The following is an 18,980-nucleotide window of genomic DNA, read 5'->3' as shown; positions in this document are numbered from 1 at the left end:
TTGAATGTGATGTCTACTGTTATCTAGTTTTCAAAGAACACGTTTCGAAGGAATGATCCTTCAAAACTAAACAAGACAGGGAACGTTCTGTTTATAAGACCCAAGGTCTTATATTCCGTATAATATCCTTAGAAAGGAGGTGATCCAGCCGCACCTTCCGATACGGCTACCTTGTTACGACTTCACCCCAATCATCTGTCCCACCTTCGGCGGCTGGCTCCTAAAAGGTTACCTCACCGACTTCGGGTGTTACAAACTCTCGTGGTGTGACGGGCGGTGTGTACAAGGCCCGGGAACGTATTCACCGCGGCATGCTGATCCGCGATTACTAGCGATTCCAGCTTCACGCAGTCGAGTTGCAGACTGCGATCCGAACTGAGAACAGATTTGTGGGATTGGCTTAACCTCGCGGTTTCGCTGCCCTTTGTTCTGTCCATTGTAGCACGTGTGTAGCCCAGGTCATAAGGGGCATGATGATTTGACGTCATCCCCACCTTCCTCCGGTTTGTCACCGGCAGTCACCTTAGAGTGCCCAACTGAATGCTGGCAACTAAGATCAAGGGTTGCGCTCGTTGCGGGACTTAACCCAACATCTCACGACACGAGCTGACGACAACCATGCACCACCTGTCACTCTGCCCCCGAAGGGGACGTCCTATCTCTAGGATTGTCAGAGGATGTCAAGACCTGGTAAGGTTCTTCGCGTTGCTTCGAATTAAACCACATGCTCCACCGCTTGTGCGGGCCCCCGTCAATTCCTTTGAGTTTCAGTCTTGCGACCGTACTCCCCAGGCGGAGTGCTTAATGCGTTAGCTGCAGCACTAAGGGGCGGAAACCCCTAACACTTAGCACTCATCGTTTACGGCGTGGACTACCAGGGTATCTAATCCTGTTCGCTCCCCACGCTTTCGCTCCTCAGCGTCAGTTACAGACCAGAGAGTCGCCTTCGCCACTGGTGTTCCTCCACATCTCTACGCATTTCACCGCTACACGTGGAATTCCACTCTCCTCTTCTGCACTCAAGTTCCCCAGTTTCCAATGACCCTCCCCGGTTGAGCCGGGGCTTTCACATCAGACTTAAGAAACCGCCTGCGAGCCCTTTACGCCCAATAATTCCGGACAACGCTTGCCACCTACGTATTACCGCGGCTGCTGGCACGTAGTTAGCCGTGGCTTTCTGGTTAGGTACCGTCAAGGTACCGCCCTATTCGAACGGTACTTGTTCTTCCCTAACAACAGAGCTTTACGATCCGAAAACCTTCATCACTCACGCGGCGTTGCTCCGTCAGACTTTCGTCCATTGCGGAAGATTCCCTACTGCTGCCTCCCGTAGGAGTCTGGGCCGTGTCTCAGTCCCAGTGTGGCCGATCACCCTCTCAGGTCGGCTACGCATCGTCGCCTTGGTGAGCCATTACCTCACCAACTAGCTAATGCGCCGCGGGTCCATCTGTAAGTGGTAGCCGAAGCCACCTTTTATGTTTGAACCATGCGGTTCAAACAAGCATCCGGTATTAGCCCCGGTTTCCCGGAGTTATCCCAGTCTTACAGGCAGGTTACCCACGTGTTACTCACCCGTCCGCCGCTAACATCAGGGAGCAAGCTCCCATCTGTCCGCTCGACTTGCATGTATTAGGCACGCCGCCAGCGTTCGTCCTGAGCCAGGATCAAACTCTCCGATAAAGTAGTTTGACTGACTACGCACATCGCTGTGCGATTTATAAAAATGAATTAACAGGTACGTTTTGTCTTGTTTAGTTTTCAAAGATCATTTTCACTTCTTGTTGAAGCGACTTTATCAATATAACATTTTGACTTTCTTTTGTCAAATGTTTTTTTGATTTATTTCCCCGCCGCTGTGAGCTTATTTTCTCAGAAGCGCATCAGCGACGTTTAATAATATAACACGGTCAAGAAACAGAGTCAACACCTTTTTTAAAAGAATATCCTCGGTGATAGACAGCCTGTCCTTTCGTTTCTATTTGGCTGACGTTGATAAGTCCCTTTTCTGTCAAGTAATCAAGCATAACGCCAAGATCCTGTGTAAAGTGCTTTAGGTCATGATGTTGAAGAAGCTCACCGAATTGCCAAATGTCTTTTTCTTTCATTACTTCGAAAAGATGCGCCGAACCGATCTCTGCTTTAGAATGGATTAGAAAATCATTTGCTAAGAATAATAATTCTAGTCTTTTTTCCAAGCTCTCGTGACTTTCAATCAGCTCGGAATATAATTTGTACACTTGGGGCTCCATCTGGCGCACTTGGCTCCACACCGTGGTTTCGGGATGAAATCCTCTGTCGATTACTTCAATACGTGCTAAATGATGCAACGCATGAACAACTGCGTTGTAGGCATCTAAAAATTGATTGGCTTCAAAAAAAGCTTTTCCTTCAACATACCTTCTGATTAATTTTCCGTATTCGAGTCCGATCTTCAGTTTACGTTCGGCAAACGGAAATGTATTCAGCCTGTCAATCAGTTCAGCAACGTATTCATTACGGTCAAACAAGACTCTGCCATTTACAATCCAATCTATGATTCTTCTATTTGTTCCAAGCAAAATCCATTCTTGAATCTGAGAATCTGTTACCACATGCAAAGAAGCTGTTTGATGATCGAATTCATAGTGCTTTATAAAAACTGGCTCATCAGCATCCTTTACAATCACCAGCAAAGCTGCGTCAAAGTTATCTGTTAAGGAAGATGTTTTGTTTCTTCTCTCAATCATAATGACAGCTAATGTATTGGGGTGACTTGCTCTTTCTTGGTAAATTGGGCGGAGAAGATTTTCCATCACTATTCCTCCAATGCAATTGTTCAAATTTTTTTATTCTCTATTTGATTCAATTCTATGGTTAAAACGAAATTCCTTTTTTCTAAACACATTGAACTATTATAAACAATTTCACAGTAAGTCTCCATAAGTAAATTCCAGTTCAACCGAAAACATGAAGAAAATCCCATCGGGTTTGTGCTATAGTTAAATCAGAGGGGGATGGACATGGCGAAATACTCCAGCAAAATTAATAAAATCAGAACATTCGCGTTAAGTTTGGTTTTCGTTGGGTTTATCATTATGTACATCGGGATCTTTTTCAAAGAGTCAGTTTTGCTTTCTAGTTTGTTTATGATACTTGGGCTTTTATCGATCGGTCTCAGCACGGTTGTTTACTTTTGGATTGGAATGCTTTCGACTAAAGCGGTTCGCGTCATTTGTCCAGGCTGTGATAAAGAGACAAAGGTTTTAGGAAGAGTCGATATGTGCATGCATTGCCGAGAGCCGCTGACTTTAGATAAGGGATTAGAAGGAAAAGAATTTGATGAGTCTTATAATAAAAAGAAAATGTCGAAATAAAATAAGCTGACCGTTTCGTGCGGTCAGCTTATTTTTAATGATTTTCTTTTTTCGAACACTCTTGGCAGACGCCGTAAATTTCTAAACGGTGGTGGCTTACCTTGAAACCAGTGACGTGGGCAGCAAGCTGCTCAACTTCGTCAAGGCCCGGGTAATGGAAGTCCACAATTTTCCCGCAGTTTTCGCAAATCGCGTGATAGTGATCGGATGTGACAAAATCGAATCTGCTGGAAGCATCACCGTATGTGAGCTCTTTTACCAAACCCGATTCTCGGAACACACGCAAATTGTTATATACCGTCGCTACGCTCATGTTAGGAAATTTCCCTTCCAGAGCTTTATATATATCGTCCGCTGTTGGATGAGCCATAGAGTTAACGAGATATTCCAGAATCGCATGACGTTGAGGAGTAATGCGAACTCCGGTTTCCTTCAACGTTTCTAAGGCTTCTTTTAGTTCATGTGCAGCCATCCGTCATGCACCTCTCTTCTAAAAAAAATTCTTACATTGTAATGTTTATAATTAGTGTAACTCTTTCTACGATAATTTGTCAATTGATATCAGGGTAAAAGTAAGGCATATCATTTGAGGCTGATAGACGAATTTACTTTTCCGACATATCCTTGAGGGTTTGAAGCGCTTCGGCTACATGGTCTTTCACTTTTACCTTTCTCCATTCTTTAACGAGACGGCCTTCTTTATCAATTAAAAAAGTGGAGCGCTCGATTCCCATATATTCTTTTCCGAAGTTTTTCTTCAGCTTCCACACATCAAACGCTTCCGCCAGCATATGCTCATCATCAACAAGAAGCAGAAATGGAAGATCATGCTTCTCTTTAAATTTTCCGTGTTTTTCCTGGCTGTCCGGGCTGACACCGATAATGACGGCATCCAGTTCACTGAAGCTTTCGTGATTGTCCCGAAAATCACAGGCTTCCGTTGTACACCCCGGTGTCATGTCCTTTGGATAAAAATAAAGCACGATATACTTTCCTTTATAATCCGATAATTTTACTGTTTCCCCATGATCGCCTTTTAACTCAAGACCAGGTGCTTTTTGTCCGATTTCTATAGTCATTACGTTACCTCCGGATGTTTTTTTATTAAGCGTATCCAATTCTTGTCCAGATTACAACCATCTCAGCTGCATCTGAAGCCCAAAGCCATTGTTCTTGTTCGGAAGCATGCTACAATAGAAAGGACGCATGGAGATATAGGAGGTTTTTATTCTTGCATACAAAATCAATTGAACTTCACAATGAGGCATTAGAGCACATTGTCGGCGGTGTAAACAGTCCGTCTAGATCATATAAAGCAGTCGGCGGCGGTTCTCCCGTTGCAATGGAGAAAGCAAGCGGCGCTTATTTTTGGGATGTGGACGGCAACAAATACATCGATTATTTAGCGGCGTATGGTCCGATTATTACAGGACATGCCCACCCGCATATTACAGAAGCGATTAAAAAAGCGGCAGAGAACGGTGTATTGTATGGAACACCGACGAAACATGAGGTTACATTTGCAAAGATGCTCAAAGAAGCTATTCCCGCTATGGACAAAGTAAGATTCGTCAATTCGGGAACAGAAGCCGTTATGACGACCATTCGCGTGGCCCGCGCATATACAGGCCGGACAAAAATCATTAAATTTGCAGGCTGCTATCACGGGCATTCGGACCTTGTGCTTGTCGCTGCAGGCTCCGGCCCGTCCACTCTCGGCACTCCGGACTCAGCCGGTGTACCAAAAAGCATTGCAAACGAAGTGATCACTGTTCCATTTAATGATATCGAAAGCTATAAAGAGGCTCTTGATAAATGGGGCAGTGAAATCGCGGCAGTTCTCGTTGAACCGATTGTCGGCAACTTCGGTATCGTTGAGCCAAAAGAAGGTTTCTTAGAAAAAGTAAATGAATTGACGCACAATGCAGGCGCTCTCGTTATTTACGATGAAGTCATTACGGCTTTCCGCTTTATGTATGGCGGCGCGCAGGATCTCTTACAGGTGAAACCGGATTTAACAGCGCTCGGAAAAATTATCGGCGGCGGACTTCCGATTGGCGCCTATGGCGGCAAAAAAGAAATCATGGAGCAGGTAGCTCCGCTAGGGCCTGCTTATCAGGCTGGAACAATGGCAGGGAACCCCGCTTCCATCCTATCAGGCATCGCTTGTCTGGAAGTGCTCAAAGAGGAAGGCGTGTATGAAAAGCTTGATCACCTTGGCGCAATGCTGGAAGAAGGCATTTTGCAGCACGCAAAAACACATGGCATCACAATTTCAGTCAACCGGTTAAAAGGCGCACTCACGGTTTATTTCTCTGATGAGAAAGTCGAAAATTATGAGCAGGCTGAACGTAGTGACGGAGAAACATTCGCTGCGTTTTTCAAACTGATGCTGGAACGCGGAGTTAATTTAGCACCTTCTAAGTATGAAGCCTGGTTTATCACGACAGCACATACAGAGCAGGATATTAAAGACACGCTTGAGGCGGTCGAGGATGCTTTTAAACATCTTAAAAACTAGAATTTGACACCTTGGACAGGAGCATTGAGCTCCTGTTTTTTTATGGATTCATATAACGTGTAAGATTTTGGTCTTTTTCTAGAAAAATAGCTTGAATATTTGTATCGATCCCTGTATATTACTTAATTGTTTAGCAAATAAACTAACCGGGAATTTTAAGGATTAGCCCATTTGCTATGTCACACAATTTACTTATGTCACACAATTTACTATAGAAAGGAATGCACGCACAAACCAATGAAACTTGGTGCCCGCATTTTCAAAACCGGGATTGCGATTACACTTGCCCTTTATTTGGCTTCGTGGATCGGGCTTCCCGCGCCGATTTTCGCTGGAATTGCAGCGATATTTGCGATTCAGCCGTCGATTTACCGCTCTTTTCTCATTATTATTGACCAGGTTCAGGCAAATATCATCGGAGCTGTGATTGCCACAGTGTTCGGCCTTATTTTCGGACCCAGCCCGATTATGATCGGGTTAACAGCAGTTATTGTCATTACAATCATGCTGAAACTTAAAATTGAACATACAATTTCAATTGCTCTTGTAACAGTCATTGCGATATTAGAATCTGCCGGTGACGACTTTTTAATGTTCGCGCTGATCAGAACAAGCACAGTCATTTTAGGGGTGCTTTCTTCTTTTATTGTCAACCTTGTGTTTTTGCCTCCTAAGTACGAAACAAAGCTGATTCATAATACCGTCGAAAACACCGAAGAAATTATGAAGTGGATCAGATTGTCCATGCGGCAGTCGACAGAGCATTCGATTTTGAAAGAGGATATTGAAAAACTGAAAGAAAAAATGATCAAGCTTGATCAGACATATCTTCTATATAAAGAAGAAAGAAGTTACTTTAAGAAAACGACTTATGTGAAATCAAGAAAGCTTGTCCTGTTCAGACAGGCCATTATTACTGCAAACCGGGCGCTTGATACATTGAAGAAGCTGCATCGTCTGGAAAACGAGATCTATCATATGCCGGAAGAGTTTCAGGAAACACTGACTGAAGAGCTTGATTACCTGCTTTACTGGCATGAACTGATTTTAATGAGGTTTGTCGGCAAAATCAAGCCGCATGATGACGCGGATGAAGAAGGCATTCGATATAAGCAGCTTTTAACAAAGTCCTTTTTAAAAAATCAGCAAAATACGGATGAGGAGCTTATTGATTACAACATGCTCAATATTATGGCAAGCGCCGTAGAGTACCGCGAGCAGCTCGAACATTTAGAAACACTCATCACAAGTTTTCAAACGTATCATCCGAAAGACTGCGAAATAGAAACAGAAGAGTAACCCGGTTAAACAGCCGGGTTTTTTTATACAAAAAAATCTTATATCCTTCGTTAAAAGGATATAAGATTGATGTTTTAGTTCAAATTTTGAATGGTAAATAAGTGCTTGTACTGGCTGTCATAGTCCATGAGTTCATCATGGGTTCCGGTTTCAATGATTGTGCCGTTTTCCATGACGACAATCTTATCCGCATGTGTGATCGTCGATAACCGGTGTGCGACAACAAAAGTTGTTCTATCCTTCGCCAGTTTGTCCATCGCTTCTTGAATGTAATGCTCACTTTCCAAATCCAGAGCCGATGTCGCTTCATCTAAAATGAGGAGCGGCGGATTTTTCAGGAATACCCGCGCAATTGAGATCCGCTGCTTTTGTCCGCCTGAAAGCTTAACGCCTCGTTCTCCCACCCGGGTCTCATATCCTTCTGGAAAACCCATGATAAATTCATGGGCATTTGCAGCTTTGGCGGCTTCAATAATTTCTTCAAGAGTGGCATCAGGTTTGCCGATTGCGATATTCTCCCGAATCGTTTCACTAAATAGAAAGGTATCCTGCAGCACCATGCCAACCTGGTTACGAAGGCTTCGCGCTTCATAATCGCGTATATCCTTCCCGTCAATCAGCAGTCTGCCGCTTGAAACATCATAAAATCTCGGGATCAGGCTGACGAGCGTTGATTTTCCTCCTCCGCTCATGCCGACGAGAGCTACAGTTTCCCCTCTATTTACTTTTAAAGAGACGTCATGGAGAATGTTATCTTTTTCCTTTTCATATTGAAACGAAACGTTTTGAAACTCCACTCCTCCGCGAATCTGATCGGCCTTTATCGCATTTGGTTTGTCAGTGAGTTCATAGGGCTCGTCGATAAATTCAAACACCCTGTCCATTGATGCGATTGACTGTGTCAAGGTTGTAGAGGAATTGATCAGTCTTCTAACTGGGTTGTACATTCTGTCAATATATCCGACAAACGCGACCATTGTTCCGACTGTCAGCGGTCCATTAATGACAAAATAGCCGGCGCACGCAATGACGATGAGCGGCGCCAAATCTGTAATGGTATTAACGACCGCAAAGGTTTTGGCATTCCAATTCGTGTGGCTGATGGCCTTATCTAAGAAATGACCATTTTTCTCATTAAATTGAGCCTGTTCATGGTCTTCTATTGCAAAGCTCCTGATGACCGGCATGCCTTGAATGCGCTCGTGCAAATGCCCCTGTACTTGAGCTAGCGCCTGTGAGCGCTCCCTTGTGAGCTTTCGTAAACGGCCGTAAAAATACTTCACTGATATGCCGTATAATGGAAATAAAACGATAGAGATCAGTGTTAATTTTATGTCCAGCGTCAGCATGATAGAGATCACGATCAAAATCGTCAGCATATCTAGCCAAATATTCATCAGGCCTGTGATGACAAAATCCTTTGTTTGTTCTACATCATTAATCACTCGGGAAATGACTTCCCCTGTTCTTGTATTCGCGTAAAAACGAAGGCTGAGTTTCTGTATATGGTCAAACAGCTTGGCTCTTATGTCATAAAGCACCTTGCTGGCCGTCCACTGGGCAAAATATTGCCGATAATATTCAACAGGCGGGCGCAAAATTAAAAATAAGGCGAACATGATCGCCATAATCGTGAACAATGACGTTGTTTTGTCACTAGCCGTGCCGCCTCCTTGAATAATGTCGTCAACTACGTACTTCAGAAGCAATGGGAGAGCAAGCGGAATGGAGAATTTTACGATCCCGATTAACACTGTAACGAAAATTTGCTTCTTATAAGGTTTGACGAATTGCATGTAGCGTTTCATAACCCCCACGTTGATTCCCCCTCTCTCTTGATCATGATGTGTGTGAGCCCATGTGAAAAACCTGTTGTACCCCGCAACAGGTTTTTACGTAACCATTATTTTGTATAGCGCAAATACCGTTCATACCACATATCAACAAACTCGGGCGCAAACGGTCCCTGACGCTGGTGAATCCAATGGAGCAGCGTGTTTAAGTAGTCTCTTAATATACTGTCGATTTCTTTTGGATAATTCATGGCTTTCCGGTGATCATCATATTCGTCTTCATCAAGAATATTGTAGGTCATGTCAGGGAAAACCTTAACGTCTAAGTCATAATCGATATATTTAATTGCTTCGCCATCATAGGCAAACGGAGAACTGATGTTGCAATAATAATGAACCCCGTCTTCCCTCAGCATCCCGATGACATTAAACCATTGTCTTGCGTGAAAATAACAGATTGCGGGCTCTCTGGTTATCCATGTCCGGCCGTCTGATTCGGTTACCATCGTCCGGTCATTGGCCCCGATGACACACATTTCTGTACTTTTTAAGATTGTTGTCTCATTCCAAATTCTATGAATCAGCCCGTTGTGCTTATAGCTGTGAATTTGAATGGTTTCTCCTTCCTTGGGATAGCCCATATTTCTCCCCTACTTTCTATAAAGCCCTACAGTTAGTATGTCCAAATTTGCTTACCGACAACGTCTTTTACCTATTATAACGTTACAATTTGAAAAATGAAAATAAAAGAGCCATTCCGGCCGGGGAATGGCACATTCCTGCACTACACAAAGGAAGACGGCTTTTCTGAGCTGCGATAAGAACGAATGACCTGCTCTGTCTGCTTTTGAAACATATCTTGTATATCGGCAAGGTGTTTCCGTTTTACCGCAATTTCAGCCTGAATCCCCCGCAGCCTTGCATCCCTTTCCAAATGCCTGAGTTCCGCTTCAATTTGTTTGCAGCGGTCGAGCTCTGATTGGAGATCGAGAAGCTTATCCATCGTTTTCATCTGTTCACTTACCAGCTTTTCAAATTCCGTCATCGGTTCCTCCTTCAGCCTGGTGAAAGTATAAACGTTTCCTCCTTTAATCATTTCGATCTCCATAAAGCAAACCCTTTGACTCATTCTGTAGACCTTCCACAAGTTTTGTCGTTTTTCAAACAGAAAAAAGCACTTCCACCCGAAGATGAAGTGCTTTTTTCTGTTTCAGTGATTAGCTGTTTTGTTGTTTGTTTTGTTCAGCAGATTGGTTTTGTTGTCTTACCTGCTGTGTGTCAGTTTCACTAGCGAATTCAGTGCCGAATTGACCTTGTTGGCCAGCTGATTGCTGGTTTTGTTTTCTAACTTGCTGAGCGTTTGTTTCGCTAGCAAATTCAGTGCCGAATTGACCTTGACCAGCAGCTGATTGTTGGTTTTGTTTTCTAACTTGTTGAGCGTTTGTTTTGCTGAAATTATTTGAGTTAGCCATTGTTATCACCTCCACGGTCATTAGAATGTGCAGGTGATCGTATAGCTATTCCTCTTTTTTAAAAATTTTTAAACGAGCAGTGAGCGTCCGCCGTCAACGATAATAGTCTGTCCGCGGATCATGTCAGCCTTGGAAGACACTAGAAACTCAACGGTATCAACCATGTCTTTAATTTCGACCATGCGGCCCGCCGGTGTGTTTTGGCGCGCATCCTCAAGCAAATCTTCTCTATTCGGGAAGTGTTTCAGCGCATCTGTGTCGATCGCTCCGCCTGAAACAGCATTGACGATAATTTGTTTTGGTGAAAGCTCAACCGCAAGATAACGTGTTAAAGCCTCTAACGCTGCTTTTGATACACCAACCGTGGTGTAGTTTTCAAGGTAGCGGATTGAGCCTAATGAACTGATGCTGACAATATGCCCGCCTCCGTTCTTCTCCATTAGCTTGGCAGCTTCCTGAGCGCAGAAAAGCAATGCTTTCGCATTAATGTTCATCGTCCAGTCCCAGTGTGTTTCTTCTAGTTCCATGACAGGTCTCAGAACGCCTGAAGCGGCATTATTGACAAAAACATCAAGTCTGCCGAACGTTTCATCAATTTGCTGAAACATTTCTTTGATTTTTGCAGGCTGTCCTACGTTTGCTTTTACGACAAGCACTTTAACACCAAGCTTTTCGATTTCTTCTGCTGTTTCTAGTGCTGCTTTTTTGCTGCGGGCATAGTTAATGACGATGTTATAGCCATTCTCAGCAAGTCTGATCGCGGCCGCTTTTCCGACACCGCGGCTGCTTCCTGTTACGAGTGCACATTTATTTTGTTCCATTTTTCCTCATCTCCTTGTAGCGTATAGTTCTTTTATTTCCACAAACAATAATGGCAAGAACTTTAAAGGGGGTCTTCTGTTATGTATGTCGGACGTGATATGAGCGAATTGAGCATGGTTTCCAAAAAAGATTGGAAGAACAGTGAACTCGCTTATTTTCATCATGCCTTTCAGCAAATTATGCCTTACTTGAACGAAGAAGGCCAATCAAAATACCGGGAATTAACGCAAGAAATTGAAGCGCGCGGCGGAATGAGGCGCAATGAAGCGGACTACAGCCACGGCACGCGCGTCTCTTACGATTAAGAATGGTTTAAGGAGCAGCCGAGTATGAGGCTGCTTCCACTGCCATCTTCCAGATTTTTTGATGTGACACCGGGAACGCAAATTGTTCGAGCTCTTCTTTCGTTACTTTTTTCAGCTCGGCAGTATCCGACACTTGTTTTACTTTACCGAAAAACACAGAAATATTCCATACCAGGTGGGTGAAAACGTGCTCGACTACACCTTGCAGATCACTGATATCAGCTTGTATCCCATATTCGTTTTCTAGAAATGCAATGAGCTGTTCACGCTCAGTTTTGATCCCTTTTTGGGTTTCAAGATTAGGGAATTCCCATAGGTTGGCGAGCAAACCTTTAGACGGCCGTTTGTGGATATACACTTGTCCGTCTTCATCGGTCAGTACGATTGCAGCCATTGTTTTGATCCCGGGCTTTTTCTTTTTGCTTTTGACCGGAAGCTCCCGTTCAGTGCCTTCTTCAAATGCTGAGCAATGCTGCTGAACCGGGCATAGCAGGCATGAAGGTGATTTTGGCGTACAGATCAAGGCTCCAAGCTCCATCAAGCCCTGATTAAATTCTGAAGGTTTTTCTTTGGAAATAAAAGCTCGTATAGCGTCTTCAAAGATCGTTCTTGTTTTTGGTTTGGCAATATCATCCCAAATAGAAAGAATTCTGGACATGACACGCATCACATTTCCGTCAACCGCGGGAATGGGTTTATTGTAGGCTATACTGAGCACCGCTCCCTTTGTATAAGGGCCGACGCCTTTTAACCCGCCAAATTCTTTCTCGTTTGGAGGGACAATGCCGCCGTATTCCTGTTTTACTTCTTTTACTGCGCTTTGCAGGTTTCTGACTCGGGAATAATAGCCGAGTCCTTCCCATGCTTTCAGCACCTTTTCTTCATCTGCATCAGCGAGCGCTTCCACTGTCGGGAATTGTTCCACAAATCGCAGAAAGTAAGGAATCACAGTCTCTACTCTCGTTTGCTGCAGCATGACTTCAGATACCCACACTTTATACGGATCTTGGTCCTCTCTCCACGGAAGAACGCGCTGCTCTCTTTCAAACCATGTGATTAAATCATCGCGAAATTGCTGTATGTCTTTTTGTTTTAATTTGTCTTCAAGTACGTTCATATGTGTTTCTCCCCAGTCTTTCGCGCCCCGCTTTTCTTTAGACTGTTTTTTGTTGTACACTAAGGGCACAGTACGATAATATGTTACATTAAATAGTAGTAAAGAAAAAGCGGAAACATATGAGAACGATTGAATCAGTTTAAAAATTGGGTATATGAAAATGGGGAGTTTCTTACAAAGTGAATGTGCAGGATCATCCTGCAAGGAGGTCACCTATGGATACGGGCACACATGTCGTTATGGGCATCGCACTGGGCGGTATTGCGACGCTTGATCCTGTTGTCGCATCAGATCCGGCAATGGCTCACGCTGTTATGATCGCAACGCTTGCGGGCTCTCAGGCTCCGGATATTGATACTGTGTTAAAGCTTAAAAACAATGCTGTTTATATAAGGAATCACAGAGGATTTACCCATTCAATTCCCGCCGTTTTGTTTTGGTCTGTCATCATCCCGGCGATTCTGTATTTATTTTATCCTCAGGCCAATTTTCTGCACCTGTGGCTGTGGACGCTGCTGGCCGTTGTTCTGCATGTCTTCGTCGATATATTCAACGCCTATGGGACACAAGCCATTCGTCCGTTTTCGAAAAAATGGGTTGCGCTTGGGCTGATTAATACGTTTGATCCGTTTATTTTTATCAGCCATCTGGCAGCTATTGCGATTTGGTATGCAGGCGGCAGTCCCGGCATCACGTTTCTCAGCTTATATATCATATTGGCAGGCTATTATTTGGTGCGCCTGATCATGCAGCTGAGAATTAAACGAAAGCTTCATGAGATGATTCATGATGAGATTGAAAGCATTATTATTTCTCCAACGATGAAATTCAGGCAATGGCGAATCGCAGTGACAACAGCACATGCTTTCTATGTAGGAAGAAGCATGGAAGGACACGTCGTGATTCTGGATACATTTAATCGAGTGCCTGTTCCTGAAACCGATGTAATGCATGCAGCAAAGCAGGATGATAACATCGCGGCGTTTCTGTCCTTTTCTCCAGTTTACCGGTGGGAAGTGGATACGTTTAAAGATCATTATGAGGTGAGATTTATCGACCTGCGTTATCGGAGCAAAGGCCATTATCCATTTGTGGCAATTGTTCATATCGGCCATGATCTTACGATTCGTTCGTCCTATACGGGATGGATATTCAGCGAAGAAAAACTTCAGAAAAAATTAAAGCTCGGCTCTATATAGAGCCGGGCTTTTTACGTCTTATATATAAAACAGCAAGCAGCAGACTGACGAGAGATATGATCGCCGATATGTTGAAGTATGGCGGATAGTAAGTCAGCTCAATGTGATTGTCTCCCTTTAGCGCCTTGAAGCCTATAAAAGCATAATCCGCTTTTTCAATCTTCTGTGTGTGTCCGTTGATTTTCAGCTCCCAGCCTTTTTCATATGGGATCGGAAGCATGATGTACTGGTCTTTTGACAGATGATATGCAAAGGTCAGTTGATTTTTGTTCCAATTCAGTTTCTCTGCTTTCTCTGCTTTCTCTGTTTTATGTTGCAATACAGCGTTTTTCAGCGTTTCATAATTCTCTTCATAGAGCGCTATATTTCTCAGCTCATAGGTTCCTTTCGGAAGATGGATTGAGATATGGCCTGATTTAGGCACTCTGACCGTAATATCATTTACACCGGTTTTATAGATCGATTTGTTCGATTTCCTTGTTGTGACATAATCATTTACCTTTAATGTAAATCCTTTGTCTTTTGCTTTGCTTTTCAAATAAAAGCTGACATAGTAGTCTCCCGGAGCGGATGATGGCTGTTTAGGAGTGATGGTCAGCTCTCCTCCGTTTTCTCCAGTTACGGTGAGCAGTCCGTTTTGATAATGGGCTTGTTTTGCGGTGATGTCCGACTTGGTGATCAAATTGGCCGGTTTTGGTGTCTGCTCGGTTTTTCCAGATGGATCTTTTAATATGATTCCTTTCAGCATCGCCTGTTCTTTCGCAAGAGCGGGCAATTGGTCCAGCTCACTTTCGCTGTATATGGCATCCGCTGTTTTGACGAATGGAAGCATGTACTCATTCTCATAAACCGCATAATGCTCTGTTTCTAAATGCTTTTTGAAGCCGTACGGGACGCTGGCTGCGTTTGTTTTTTCCGTCATATAATATTTGCCGTAAAGCAGGCTGTATAAATTCGCCCTGTCTCCCAATGACGCATAACGGCTGACGCTTTCCCTGCCCATATCGATGCTTAAATCATTCCAATAGAAGGCCAGCAGATTTTTATTTAAAATGCTGGAATAGGCGCTGAAGCCATTAAATCCGTAAATGATTGGCGTATTATTGCGGACACCGTTCATCCAGTCGATTCTCATGAGCGGGTCATTGTCTTCCTTTTGTAAACGTCTGATGAGCTCAGATGATTCTTGCCCTCTGTATTCCTCACTTGTAAGATATTCTCTTGTCACACTATCCAGATCGCCGCCTTCTGAGAGTGCGTATTTTTGATAGGAGTTGGCAACAAACAGCGAAGAAAGAATGATGATACCGTACACAGCCACTTTTGCCTGTTTTTTCGCAAAAGCTGCAGCAAACAAGGCTGCGATTGTCATGAGTAAGAGTAAGAGAATGCTTTCATTCGCAGGCTTCCATATATCGAGCTTATACCTTTGGATATGATACAAGTAAAGAAGCAGGACGATAGCTATGGCCGGGAGCAGTTCTTTCAGTTTCAGTTCAGACAGCTGTGACAAACCAGCCGCCGCTGCTCCCGCAATGGTAAAGGCCAGAACATATTCAAAGCGGTTTTGCGGGGCGGAAAAGCCGTTAAAAACGCTTGCCGCATACGGACTGAAATGAAAAAGAATAAACAGCAGGCTCAATCCGGCAAAAAGACGAAACACACGGTTTTTGTAAAAAGACATCATAAACAAAAACAGCAGAAAAGCGGCCGGCACAATAATAATCCGGCTCGAAAATAAGATATTATCATCTAAATTGAGCCACTCTATTTTCTGGCTGTATGGGGGGCGCAGGTTGTTTAAATAACCGTATACCACCGGCACAAACACCGCCGCACTGATGCCAAAAGAAATGAGGCCCGAAACCAGAAACAATCTGCATTGAACCCATCTTTTCACTTCATCCTGTTCCAGTCTGATCAGCCATCTGAACAGCACGTAGATTCCGATGAATATAAGGTTTATGTATGCAAAGTAAAAATTGTTGATGAACGTCAGCGAACACGCAACAATAAACCACGCCGGACGCCGCTCTCTAATAATTTTTTCTGTGCCGAGCACAAGCAGCGGAAGCCAAACCATTGTATCGGTAAAAAATTCCCAATACGCTTCGTGACGGAAATAAATAATCGAGACGCCGTATAACACGCCCCCCGTAAACGAAGCCGCCCTATGCTTGAGAAGATAGTGAAAAACAGAAGCGGACGTAAAGATGATCAAGCTCAATTTGAAAATACTGATAAAAACAGCTGACTCTGCCCAAAAAAGCGTATCCGCTTCTCCGATAAACTGAAGGGCCTGAAGCAGCCAGACAACGGCGGACACAGCAAGAAATAGAAAAGAAGCAGAAAAATAATAGCCGAGCTGACTGAATGTGCCGCCGCCAAGTCCGAATGAATAATTGTAGAAAAAATTCCCGTGTGTATATTGGTCAAATAATAATTTTTTAAATACGATCATTTGCGCAAGTCCGTCACCCGGACCTGTCATATACCTGCCTTCCGCCCATTCTTTCACAAAAAAGGCGTGTGCCAGAACGGACACCAGCAGACTGGCCGCATAGATCATAACATGTTTTCTTTTCATATACATTCTCCAGTCTTGCTATTAAGATGATAGACACGCAAAAAAAAGCACTGCCAATGACGCTTGGTGATTTCAGTGCATTTTTGTCAGACGCCGCACGCTTTTTAATTCGTTCGTTTCAGGCAGGTCTTTGTTTGGGATATTCGCTTCTTTGATCAAATAATGCGGGCGTTTTTTTGTTTCATAATAAATTCGGCCGATATATTCGCCTATGATCCCGAGGCTTAACAGCTGTACTCCGCCGAGAAATAACACAGCTGAGATAATTGTAAAATACCCAGGCACAGAAATACCGTTAGTTAGAATTTTAACGAATGTGGCAATGATATAAATGATGGAAAGCAGCAAGATGAAAATGCCGGTGTAAAAACATAATCTCAGCGGCTTATGATTAAATGAAACGACGCCGTCCATGCCGTAATTAAACAGACTGCTGAACGACCATTTGGATGTGCCGTTTTTCCGTTCGACATTTTCATAAAACACAATTTTCTGATCAAAGCCGATCCAGCAAAAAAGGCCTTTCGAGAAGCGGTTTCCTTCGCTCAGCTTCAAAAGAGCATTTACAGCTTGGCGGCTTAACAATCTGAAGTCACCCACACCATCACGCAAATCGACTTCCACCGCTTTATTAATGAACTTGTAATACATTGATGATAAGAGTGAGCGGACAAACCCGTCCCCTTTTCTGTTCCTTTGGGCAATGACCTGGTCATACCCTTCTTCGTAGCCTTTGATAAATTCCTTCAGCAAATATGTCGGATGCTGCAGATCGGCATCCATTACAATTACCGCCTCGCCCTGAACATGCTCAAAGCCCGCCAAAATCGCGGCTTCTTTTCCAAAGTTCCGAGAAAAAGATATATATTTCACCCGGCTGCACGTCACTGCCAAGTCTTTGATCTGCTGAAGCGTGTCATCAACGCTTCCGTCATTTATGAAGAATATTTCATAGTCATAATGAATGTTTTTAAATTCCTTTTTTAAAGATTCATGAATGAGTTTGACATTATACCCTTCATTGTAAGACGGGATAATAATCGAGATTAATCCTTGCTTCATTAAGGCACCTTCTTTTTATTATTCTTTTTAAGTACTGCCTTAGGGGGAGTTTTACACAAATCTTCAGTAAGGCTATTCCTTTTTTTAAAGTCGTTTAAACCTGTTTTTTGTTACAATTTTATGGTGACATTCATGATTTTTAATGTTATTTTGTCATGTTTAAAACAGACTATGAAAAAATCGCACAGAAAAAGTCTGCCATTATGGCAGACGGATGGAGAGAAATTTTCCTTATTGGTTCTTAAGATATTCCAAAATCAGCTGATTAACGATGGCTGGTTTTTCGTGGTTAATCCAATGGGAAGCTTCATCTACAAAGATGAGATGTCCATTCGGGCATTGCTTTTCCGTCTCTTTCGCAAGCTTTCTGCTCAAAAAGTGGTCTTCCATTCCCCAGATCATCCGGTAAGGTGCTGTTTCACAAGGCGGTTTCTCTGCAAGGCTTCCTTTTCTGAGGGCTCTGTACCAGTTCAGCATAGCTGTCAGTGCACCCGGCTGTTTCCACGCTTCTTTGTACCTGCTGACATCATCGGACGAAAAAATCTCCGGACGGGCCGATAATCCAATCGCTTTGTCTAATGTTTCATAATCATTTTCCCTTAGTGATGCCTCCGGTATGTCTGGCAGCTGAAAGAATGCGATATACGAGCTTTTCAGCCACTGCGGCGGATAAAGCGGCGTTACGGTTTTCATGACGTGCGGGTGCGGGATGTTGATCGCGATCAGTTTTTCAAGATATTCCGGGCGTGTGGAAGCCAAATGCCATGCGACAGCCCCTCCCCAGTCATGCCCGATGACAATTGCTTTTTCATCAGTGAATTGCGTAATAAGTCCGATGATATCATCTCTTAATGTATCAATTCGGTACGAATCAATTCCTTCCGGTTTGTCACTGAGATTGTAGCCCCGCTGATCAGGAGCAATGACCCGGTAACCCGCATCAGCAAGCGGTTTGATTTGATTTTTCCAGCCGTACCAAAACTCAGGAAATCCATGAAGCAGGACAAGTAACGGACCGTCTTCCGGTCCTGCGCTTGCAACATGGAGCGTGATTCCGTTTGTATTGACAAACTGGCATTTAACTCCGTCCACTTCTATCTCCTCCTTGACTGTGCATCATGGTTTTCAGTCTTTTTTCCGTTAGCATAAATATGATGACACAAGCGGCAACCAGCAGGATTAGCTGAAGAATGATCCAGCTTGATCCCAGCAAAAATCCCATTCCCGCAATCACCAAGCCTGAAAGGATCATTAATGATGCACTGTAACGGTTCGCTTCATTCCATAATCTTTGATCTGACATTGAGCGTCTTGTTCTGTATCCGTACACACTGTTGATGGATTTGGGAGGAAACTGTTTGATCAGTATGCCCGCAATGATCATAAGCCCTCCGCTGACTAAACCAGCCATATTATCATCTCCTTTCTCATTGTTACGTGCAGAAAGAAG

Annotated in this window: 18 protein-coding genes and 1 rRNA gene; 5 read left to right on the top strand and 14 right to left on the bottom strand. The window is 43.6% G+C overall.

Features of this window, described 5'->3' with window-relative positions; all coding sequences use genetic code 11:
- Positions 1-132: 132 nt before the first annotated feature.
- Positions 133-1,680 (bottom strand): 16S ribosomal RNA (locus tag JQX68_RS04800).
- Positions 1,681-1,907: 227 nt separating this feature from the next.
- Complete coding sequence (locus JQX68_RS04795; protein WP_069839939.1) at positions 1,908-2,792, bottom strand: nucleotidyltransferase-like protein; 885 nt, start codon at positions 2,790-2,792, stop codon at positions 1,908-1,910.
- A gap of 207 nt (positions 2,793-2,999) precedes the next feature.
- Here JQX68_RS04795 and JQX68_RS04790 point away from each other — a divergent pair, with 207 nt between their 5' ends.
- Positions 3,000-3,353, top strand: coding sequence for a YgzB family protein (locus JQX68_RS04790; RefSeq protein ID WP_014479226.1), 354 nt, complete (start codon positions 3,000-3,002; stop codon positions 3,351-3,353).
- A 34-nt stretch (positions 3,354-3,387) separates the two neighbouring features.
- Here the strand turns inward: JQX68_RS04790 and perR are convergent, their stop codons facing one another.
- On the bottom strand, positions 3,388-3,825 hold the full coding sequence (gene perR / locus JQX68_RS04785; RefSeq protein ID WP_003223285.1) for a peroxide-responsive transcriptional repressor PerR: 438 nt from the start codon (positions 3,823-3,825) through the stop codon (positions 3,388-3,390).
- A 133-nt stretch (positions 3,826-3,958) separates the two neighbouring features.
- Positions 3,959-4,432, bottom strand: coding sequence for a thioredoxin-dependent thiol peroxidase (gene bcp / locus JQX68_RS04780; protein WP_205440549.1), 474 nt, complete (start codon positions 4,430-4,432; stop codon positions 3,959-3,961).
- A gap of 152 nt (positions 4,433-4,584) precedes the next feature.
- Here bcp and JQX68_RS04775 point away from each other — a divergent pair, with 152 nt between their 5' ends.
- On the top strand, positions 4,585-5,874 hold the full coding sequence (locus tag JQX68_RS04775; RefSeq protein ID WP_147773077.1) for a glutamate-1-semialdehyde 2,1-aminomutase: 1,290 nt from the start codon (positions 4,585-4,587) through the stop codon (positions 5,872-5,874).
- A gap of 237 nt (positions 5,875-6,111) precedes the next feature.
- Positions 6,112-7,173: an aromatic acid exporter family protein gene (locus JQX68_RS04770; RefSeq protein ID WP_014663280.1), complete on the top strand. Its 1,062-nt coding sequence runs from the start codon at positions 6,112-6,114 to the stop codon at positions 7,171-7,173.
- 74 nt (positions 7,174-7,247) lie between these two features.
- Here the strand turns inward: JQX68_RS04770 and JQX68_RS04765 are convergent, their stop codons facing one another.
- The 5 genes from JQX68_RS04765 to fabL all read right to left on the bottom strand — a co-directional run bounded on the left by JQX68_RS04765 (position 7,248) and on the right by fabL (position 11,259).
- Positions 7,248-8,990 carry an ABC transporter ATP-binding protein gene (locus JQX68_RS04765; protein WP_147773076.1) on the bottom strand — a complete coding sequence of 581 codons (1,743 nt, stop codon included), beginning with the start codon at positions 8,988-8,990 and terminating at the stop codon, positions 7,248-7,250.
- An 86-nt stretch (positions 8,991-9,076) separates the two neighbouring features.
- Positions 9,077-9,607: a nucleoside tri-diphosphate phosphatase gene (gene ntdP, locus JQX68_RS04760; protein WP_003223272.1), complete on the bottom strand. Its 531-nt coding sequence runs from the start codon at positions 9,605-9,607 to the stop codon at positions 9,077-9,079.
- A 143-nt stretch (positions 9,608-9,750) separates the two neighbouring features.
- A complete protein-coding gene (locus JQX68_RS04755; RefSeq protein ID WP_003242708.1) occupies positions 9,751-10,011 on the bottom strand; it encodes a YgaB family protein in 261 nt (86 codons plus the stop codon).
- A gap of 172 nt (positions 10,012-10,183) precedes the next feature.
- Positions 10,184-10,438, bottom strand: coding sequence for a gamma type acid-soluble spore protein SspE (sspE, locus tag JQX68_RS04750; protein ID WP_014663277.1), 255 nt, complete (start codon positions 10,436-10,438; stop codon positions 10,184-10,186).
- A gap of 68 nt (positions 10,439-10,506) precedes the next feature.
- Positions 10,507-11,259, bottom strand: coding sequence for an enoyl-[acyl-carrier-protein] reductase FabL (fabL, locus tag JQX68_RS04745; RefSeq protein WP_003223262.1), 753 nt, complete (start codon positions 11,257-11,259; stop codon positions 10,507-10,509).
- Positions 11,260-11,340: 81 nt separating this feature from the next.
- Here fabL and JQX68_RS04740 point away from each other — a divergent pair, with 81 nt between their 5' ends.
- Entirely contained in the window at positions 11,341-11,565 is a 225-nt protein-coding gene (locus JQX68_RS04740) for a hypothetical protein (RefSeq protein WP_136655066.1), read from the top strand.
- 7 nt (positions 11,566-11,572) lie between these two features.
- Here JQX68_RS04740 and mutY read toward each other — a convergent pair whose 3' ends face one another.
- Positions 11,573-12,682: an A/G-specific adenine glycosylase gene (gene mutY, locus JQX68_RS04735; protein WP_040083669.1), complete on the bottom strand. Its 1,110-nt coding sequence runs from the start codon at positions 12,680-12,682 to the stop codon at positions 11,573-11,575.
- Positions 12,683-12,897: 215 nt separating this feature from the next.
- Between mutY and JQX68_RS04730 the strand changes: the two genes are divergently transcribed.
- Positions 12,898-13,881, top strand: coding sequence for a metal-dependent hydrolase (locus JQX68_RS04730; protein ID WP_014663274.1), 984 nt, complete (start codon positions 12,898-12,900; stop codon positions 13,879-13,881).
- Here JQX68_RS04730 and JQX68_RS04725 read toward each other — a convergent pair.
- The 4 genes from JQX68_RS04725 to JQX68_RS04710 form a co-directional block, all read right to left on the bottom strand.
- Entirely contained in the window at positions 13,874-16,468 is a 2,595-nt protein-coding gene (locus JQX68_RS04725) for a YfhO family protein (RefSeq protein ID WP_147773075.1), read from the bottom strand. The genes JQX68_RS04730 and JQX68_RS04725 overlap by 8 nt on opposite strands.
- Positions 16,469-16,540: 72 nt before the next feature.
- On the bottom strand, positions 16,541-17,530 hold the full coding sequence (locus tag JQX68_RS04720) for a glycosyltransferase family 2 protein (protein WP_014663272.1): 990 nt from the start codon (positions 17,528-17,530) through the stop codon (positions 16,541-16,543).
- Positions 17,531-17,761: 231 nt separating this feature from the next.
- Positions 17,762-18,622 (bottom strand): epoxide hydrolase EphM, encoded by an 861-nt coding sequence (gene ephM, locus JQX68_RS04715; protein ID WP_147773074.1) that lies wholly within the window; start codon positions 18,620-18,622, stop codon positions 17,762-17,764.
- Positions 18,609-18,941, bottom strand: a complete 333-nt coding sequence (locus JQX68_RS04710; protein WP_147773073.1) for an SdpI family protein — start codon at positions 18,939-18,941, stop codon at positions 18,609-18,611. The genes ephM and JQX68_RS04710 overlap by 14 nt, the downstream gene beginning before the upstream one ends.
- Positions 18,942-18,980: the final 39 nt, after the last annotated feature.

The sequence above is a fragment of the Bacillus sp. LJBS06 genome (assembly GCF_016924995.1).
GTDB lineage: Bacteria > Bacillota > Bacilli > Bacillales > Bacillaceae > Bacillus > Bacillus stercoris.
Note: the sequence above shows the minus strand (reverse complement) of the source record. Positions and strands in the feature narration are given on the sequence as shown.